Annotated in this window: 5 protein-coding genes; 4 read left to right on the forward strand and 1 reads right to left on the reverse strand. The window is 47.9% G+C overall.

The window, feature by feature from the left end; translation table 11 throughout:
* Positions 1–211: 211 nt before the first annotated feature.
* Complete coding sequence (locus Q5L94_RS08540; RefSeq protein WP_317498013.1) at positions 212–1,762, forward strand: hypothetical protein; 1,551 nt, start codon at positions 212–214, stop codon at positions 1,760–1,762.
* A 47-nt stretch (positions 1,763–1,809) separates the two neighbouring features.
* On the opposite strand, the gene Q5L94_RS08545 is transcribed toward Q5L94_RS08540, so the two are convergent.
* Positions 1,810–3,558 carry a DUF5666 domain-containing protein gene (locus Q5L94_RS08545; RefSeq protein WP_317498014.1) on the reverse strand — a complete coding sequence of 583 codons (1,749 nt, stop codon included), beginning with the start codon at positions 3,556–3,558 and terminating at the stop codon, positions 1,810–1,812.
* Positions 3,559–4,099: 541 nt separating this feature from the next.
* Between Q5L94_RS08545 and brnA the strand changes: the two genes are divergently transcribed.
* The 3 genes from brnA to Q5L94_RS08560 form a co-directional block, all read left to right on the forward strand.
* Positions 4,100–4,333 carry a type II toxin-antitoxin system BrnA family antitoxin gene (brnA, locus tag Q5L94_RS08550; RefSeq protein ID WP_034818371.1) on the forward strand — a complete coding sequence of 78 codons (234 nt, stop codon included), beginning with the start codon at positions 4,100–4,102 and terminating at the stop codon, positions 4,331–4,333.
* A 9-nt stretch (positions 4,334–4,342) separates the two neighbouring features.
* Complete coding sequence (locus Q5L94_RS08555) at positions 4,343–4,696, forward strand: hypothetical protein (RefSeq protein WP_317498015.1); 354 nt, start codon at positions 4,343–4,345, stop codon at positions 4,694–4,696.
* 89 nt (positions 4,697–4,785) lie between these two features.
* Positions 4,786–7,167, forward strand: a 2,382-nt coding sequence (locus Q5L94_RS08560) for a retention module-containing protein (RefSeq protein WP_317498016.1), incomplete at its 3' end; no start/stop codon positions are given.

Genomic DNA, 7,167 nt, shown 5'->3' on the forward strand with positions numbered 1-7,167 from the left:
GTCATTCACAAAGCAGTATTAATGCCTGCTTGTCGATGTTGCTGCCGCTTGAGGATTCACAATGGTGTTACCCAACGTGTTGTTGTTTTTCTTTACGAAACCTTAACAGTTTTTTTCGCCTCAAAAAACATTCAATTAACAAAATGATAAAGTTCTGGTACGTTGCTCGGGGTTTTACGCGATTTAAAAGTAACAATAAACAGGATGTATTATGAAGAAATTAAACCTTGTGTTGAGTATATTGGCAGCATTGTCTTTAACGGCTTGCGGTGGCAGCGATACCGAAAGTGTTGTTGATAATACTTCAGGCGGCGAGTCAGTTAGCGATGGCGGTGATTCTGGTAATGACGATAGCGGTGATTCGGATAATGACGACGGTGGAAGCAATACCGAGGATGGCGACACGACAGCCGCAGCAACGGTTTCGGGCAAAGTCATTGATGGTTACATTCAGGGCGCTACGGTGTTTTTGGATGTTAACGGCAATGGTAAACAAGAACCTCATGAACCGTCGGCTGAGTCTGGCGAAAACGGTGAGTATACGCTCGAGTTAGAAGACGCTGATAAAGCGTGTTTACCTCATGCGGCTTTAGTCGTTGATGTGCCTGTTGGTGCTATAGATGAGGATTTAGGTGAAGTAGGTCGCGCTTACGTTATGACCATCCCGCCGTTACAAGGTGAGCAGTTTGATGAGGTGAATATTACGCCTCTTACGACCATTTTGTGGAGCTCACTAAAAGACGAGCTGCTTGTTGAACGTGGTAATGGAAATCCGCAAATAGCATGTGAAGACTTTCAGGGAAATTCGGATTTAATTGCTAACCTGCAGTCTAAAATGGATTTTGCGATTTCTCAGGTGGTGAGCCACTACAACTTGTCTGAGCAGGATATCTTCGCGGATTACATCGAGTCTGGCGATGTTGAGAATTACGAATTGGCTCAGTTGATTGTTAAGGGTCTACAGAAAGGCCTGGAAGAAGCTCAGGCTATTGAAGAGGAAAACCCGGAAGTTTCAGCGAATGTTAGCTATCGTAAAACAGAAGCTGGCTGGGTTCGTATTGAATATGTATTCACACCACAAAGTGAAGGTGCAGCTGGCGAGTGGAGCTCGAGCGCTGAAACTCGCTCTGTGACGAATGCGGTAAGTTCAGACCTTGAACAAGTTGGCGAGCAGTTAGATTTTTATAACCGCAGCTCTTATTTCAAAACCATAGATACCGACCGTATTGAAGTGGCTAAATATGAAGAAAGCTGTAACGACGCTCAAACGTTTAACTACACGGTCGGTTTTCAGCAAACCGAAAATACAGAGTATGAAGTGCTTAATAAACTTGATACCTGTGGTGGTTTAAGTACCAAGTCTGTGTTTGTCATGAATTGGCTCAACAAAGATGAGGGGTTGGGTGAGGTCGCTCAATATATGGTTTCATATAATGAAGAGGCCAGCGAGTTTGACAAATTTAACTATATGAAAGACTTTGTTGAACGTCGAGATGAGCTGAATTTAGACTCTATACTGGCTGACTTGGGTGCGTTAGATGCATCTTACGACGACACGCTGGATGCAAGTTTACTGGCGAACGAGTACTTAGATGTGAGCTTAAAGAAAACCGTGATGGAAGGTGACCTAAAAGTTGAGTATCAACGTCAGTTTGATAATGAGGGTGGTTGGAATTATAAGAAAACCACGTATCAGGAAGACGGTACTTACACGGAAGAATGTAAAGGCTCCGCAGACGCCGAGTGGGGTGCTTGCGCATAATAACAATAGCCTGACGCGTTCGCGTCAGGCTACGTGTTGAAGTCAGGTTATTCGTCTTCGCTTTCTACTTCAGCTTCTTTTACCTCAATGTAAGTTTCTTCAATCCAGATACCTTCAACTTCAATAACCGTGCCGACTTCAAGGGCTGCGATAAATGTTGCGACGTCGACTTTTCCATCGTTGAATTCAAGCTCTGCGTCTTCAGCAAAGCGAAGTTCTTTGCCATTAACAAAAACGGAGTCACCTTCAATAGATTCTACGGCGCCCTCAAATTCTGCTTTGCCTGTATTGTCAGGACGTTCATCGTCACTATCGTCATCGTCATCCTCTCCGCTAACGTTTTCAATCTCAACTTCAGTGGCCAGTAGCGAGCCGTTAACGTATTCACCTTCGGCTTCCACAATAACCGCGTTACGGCTGTCGACTAATGCAATAAAGTCATCAATAGAAATTGTGCCCTCATCATTTTCAAACTCTGTGTTTGTGTCAAAAGTGATGCTTGTGTTTGCGACACGCATACCGTCGGTCGTAACATCCGTCACGCGGCCTTTCACTTCGCCGTCGCGGTCATCTTCGTCAATGCGTTTTACTTTCAGTGCAACTGCATCGCCGTCCTGGTTCTGACGCGAGACGACTTTCAGCCAGTCGTTAGCTGCAATGTTTTCAAATGTGAAGCGGCGCTCTTCTAAGTCCGATTCATCCTCATACTGGGTCTCTGGTGTGATACTAAAGGTTGTCCCATTAAGCACAAACGTCATAGCTTCACTGTCAATGTCTGTTACTTGACCTTCGACTTTACTGCGCGCGTTCCGGGCCTTAAACTCTATCTCATCGGCAACCAACTGCTCACCGTCAAACTCGGCTTCGACTTTTACGATAATACCGTTGGCTAAGGTATCGGCAGTGCCGTCTTCAAACTCAGTGCTTTCACCCAAGACGAAGTCGTATTGATTTACTGAGAACGTTCCGGCATCGGCGTCATAGTTTTTAACGATGCCGGCAATGGTGATTTCATCGGTGTCTTCGTCGAGGCCATTCTGCTCTTTGTTCTCGACCTCGTCTGCTGTGAGGGTCATGGACTCATTATCGTAAGCTTCGCCTTCGACTTTCACGAACAGTCCGTCAGCAAGGTCGTCGGCGTTCATATCGTCAAATTCTGCTGCGGAATAGTCGATGGTTAAATCACCCAGCGTAAAGGTTTGAGCATCTGTGTTTAAATTCGCGACATTGCCTTTGAGCTTAATTTCCGTTTCATCGTTTTCCAGCTCAACCAGGGTAGCGTAAAACGCACCGTCTTCATTGACGTAGCCGCTTATTTCGACAAAATCGCCAATGGTTAAAGTGTTAATATCGGCTTCTTCAAACTCAGTTAACTCATCATAAATAACCGTTTGACCCAGTACCTCAATTTGCTCTGCTTCTCTGTCAATGAAGGCAACCGGGCCTTGCAGGCTTTCTTCATAAGTGATTTGCTCTGCCTCCGGGTCGTTGCCGTCATCGGATGCAGAAGCGGCGACAGTGACTACCATGCCCACTCTTAGTTGCGCTTCATCGGCTGCTGGCGAGTTACCGACCGCGATAGTGGCATTGTCAGAGCCGTATCGCTGGCCATTGACATACACACTGCCAAAGCCAGTGATCACACCTTCGCTGACAACGGTCGTTGTTGTGGTTGATGTGTCGCCGTTGTTGTTTTCGCCGCTTGTATTGTCGTTGGTAGAGTCGCTTGAGCTTCCGCCACACGCCGTGAGCGCGCCGGATATTGCTAAGACTAAAAGGGACTGTTTAAAACGCATGGTACTACCTCTTATTGTTGCTAAAACACTTTTTATAAAAGTGTATGTACCTTCACTTTAGCTCATGATTCTGGGGCCTGCCAGCAACTCGATTGTGTTTTTTGAATGCTTGTTACGTTAGGTTTTTGTTATAAGATTTAGCTTGTGTAGATACAAGGCATACCATCTCCTTTTATTCACCGAATAAAGTGACTATATGTCGTTTTTAGTGTTTTTCAATATAAATTAATCGGTATCGGGTATTAATTGGTTTTTGGTGTAATTGAAATTATAAATTACTTAGTATCGGTGATTTTATGTTTCTGTCGTTGATGTAATATCTCATGACTAAATACGCTTTCGTCGGGTGATTTAGTAATGACGTTTTAATACCATTTAAGTTTAATTTTTATTCATAAATGGTATATATTTAATGTTGGTTTTCGAGTTTGATGGAGCAAAGATTTTATCAAACATGCAAAAGCATGGAATTGATTTTTACTCTGCTCAATCTCTTTGGAATGACTTGTCAGACGCTCTAGGCATAGCGAGGTGAAGCTTTATGAAAGCGAGTGAATTTGACAAAAAGTTTGATTCAGATGAAGACGTTATGGATGAGCTTGAGCTGGAAAAGGCGAAAAGACCCATGCGCAAACAAAAGCGAGTGAATGTGGATTTTCCTGAATGGATGCTAGACTCTTTAGATGAAGAGGCTGCCCGCATTGGAGTAACAAGACAATCTATTATTAAAGTCTGGTTAGCTGAGCGGCTTGAGCAAATTGAAAGGAACCTATAGGTGAAACACATGAAACTACTTTTAGCTTTTGCAACAGCCGCGCTATTGGCGGGTTGCAGTACAGCCCAGTCGGCAACAGATACTCCGGTTACTATGGCCGATATTAAAGAACTTATTGGTAAGCCGGAAGCGCAAAGTATAGATAGCTGTAAGGTACTGCCGGTGGGCAAAAGAGCCTGCGGTGGCCCGGAAGGTTATGTGGTTTACAGTAGCGAAACTATTACCGATGAGAGTGAGTTGCTGAATGCTGTGAACCGTTATAACGAGAAAGCCGAGAAAGATGCTCAAACAGGCTATTCTACCTGCCAGTTTATTCCCGAGCCTGAACCTGAGTTAAAAGCCGGCGTTTGCTGGATACCGTAACTAAAAAACTGGACCTGGGTACAATAGGATTTAGTTGAAAACTTGTTAACGTTAGCCTCGATAGTTCCCCAATTTAATCGAGGCATATAATGATAGCTACAATTGTTCGTATTGAAGGCAATGTTCAAGTTCAGCGCGCAGACGGATCCATAGAAAACCTGGCCGTTGGTGACCAGCTTTTTGAAGGCGACGTAGTTCTGACGGAAAGCAACAGCAATGTTGTACTGGAATACCCCAATGACGAACAAGTTCTGATTCAAGGCGGTGCGAGTTTTGCAATTACTCGTGAGCAATTGCCGGATGACGACTCAGTTGATGATTTAGAGTTTATCGCTGATGAGAGTAGCGCAGATGATATTCTTAATGTTCTGGATGAAACAGATGGGGATCTGTTAGAGCAATTTCAGGCTCCTGCCGCTGGTAATGCCGCAGCGGGTGGAGACACGGGCAGTAACTTTGTTCGCCTTGCGCGTGTTTTAGAAACGGTTTATGACACACCGATTGGTTTGACGCCTGTAGAAATTGCAGGCGGTGATATTACAGCGGCGGCGGTAGAGCAGCCTGACCCCGGTGCTGTCTCTTCCGGCACTATTAACTTAACTGCAGAGTATGATCAGGGGGGCTCAGGCCTGACTCTGAGCGGAACAACGACCAACTTGCCTCCTGCAAGCACAGTTTCCCTACTATTAACCGACTCGCAAGGGAATCAGTTTACTCTTACAACAACCACTAATGCCGATGGAAGCTATTCTGTTTCGGGTGTTGATCTTACCTCTCTGAACGACGGCAATATAACAATTCAAGCCTCCGCTGTTGATGCAACTGGTGAAACCATTACTGACAGTGATGCCGTGGTAGTGGATGAAACCGCAGGGAACCTGACGGTTACGAGTGACGTGACCGATGGCAACATCACGGTCTCCGGTACTTCCACCGATATGGCGGAAGGCACGGAAGTCGCTATTACCATTACGGATGCGAACGGTGACACGGTTACGGCCACAGCGACCATCGCAGCCGATGGCACGTATACAGTGGATGCGGACATCTCCGGCCTGGTGGACGGCCAGCTGACCATTAATGCGAAGGCTAACGATAACAACGGCACCGAACAGAGCGCTTCGACCAACGATGAATTAGACACCACGGCACCGGGCGACGGTGAGAATGACGGTAACAGCATTGCGTTCGGCGATGCCGATGACCTGATCAACAGTGATGAACAAAGCGACATCGGCTTTACCGGTCAGGTGGAAGACGGTGCGACGGTTGACAGTATTGTCATTACCGACGGAACGACGGAAATCGTCGTAGCAGACAGCGATATCAGTGTGGATGACAATGGTAACGTCACGGTCAATGGCCAGGATCTGAGCGACCTGGCGGATGGTGAATTAACCGTGACCATGACGGTAACGGATGAAGCCGGAAACCAGGGCAGCGTCACCGACACCGCGACCTTAGACACCAGTGCCGAGGCCGGCACAGTGAGCGTGAACAACATCACCAGCGACGATGTGCTCAACGCGCAAGAAAGTAATGAGACCATCACGGTGAGCGGCAGCGCGAGCGGGGGCGACATCGCCGAAGGCGATAGCGTTGCGATGACCATCAACGGTGAAGACTACACCACCACCGTGGATGAAAACGGCGAGTGGAGCGTGGACGTGGCGGGCAGCGACCTGGCTGCAGATACTGAATTTGATGTGGTTGTTAGCTCGTCGGATGACGCGGGCAATACGGTCGACAGCACCGCGACCTCCACGCACACGGTTGATACCAGCGCCCCGGGTGACGGCAACAACAGCATCGCGTTCGGCGATGATCTGATCAACAGTGATGAACAAAGCAACATCGGCTTCACCGGTCAGGTGGAAGACGGTGCGACGGTTGAGGGTATTGTTATCAGCGACGGAACGACGGAAATCGTCGTTGCAGACAGCGATATCAGTGTGGATGACAATGGTAATGTCACGGTCACAGGCCAGGATCTGAGCACGCTTACCGACGGCGAATTAACCGTGACCATGACGGTCACCGATGCTGCGGGTAATGAAGGCAGCGTCACCGACACCGCAACCTTAGACACCAGCGCCGAGGCCGGCACGGTCAGCGTGAACAACATCACCGACGATGACGTTATCAACGCGCAAGAAAGTAATGAGACCATCACAGTGAGCGGCAGCGCGAGCGGCGGCGATATCGCTGAAGGCGATAGCGTTGCGATGACCATCAACGGTACCGAATACACCACCACCGTGGATGAAAACGGCGAGTGGAGCGTGGACGTGGCGGGCAGCGACCTGGCGGCGGACACCGAGTTCGAGGTGGTCGTGAGCTCGTCGGATGACGCGGGCAATACGGTAGACAGCACCGCGACCTCCACGCACACGGTCGACACCCAGGCGGGTGACGACAACAGCGCGCCGACGGTCACCATCACCGAAGACGCCAACGATGATGGCGTTATC

Source organism: Idiomarina sp. Sol25 (assembly GCF_033052775.1).
Classification (GTDB): Bacteria; Pseudomonadota; Gammaproteobacteria; order Enterobacterales; family Alteromonadaceae; genus Idiomarina.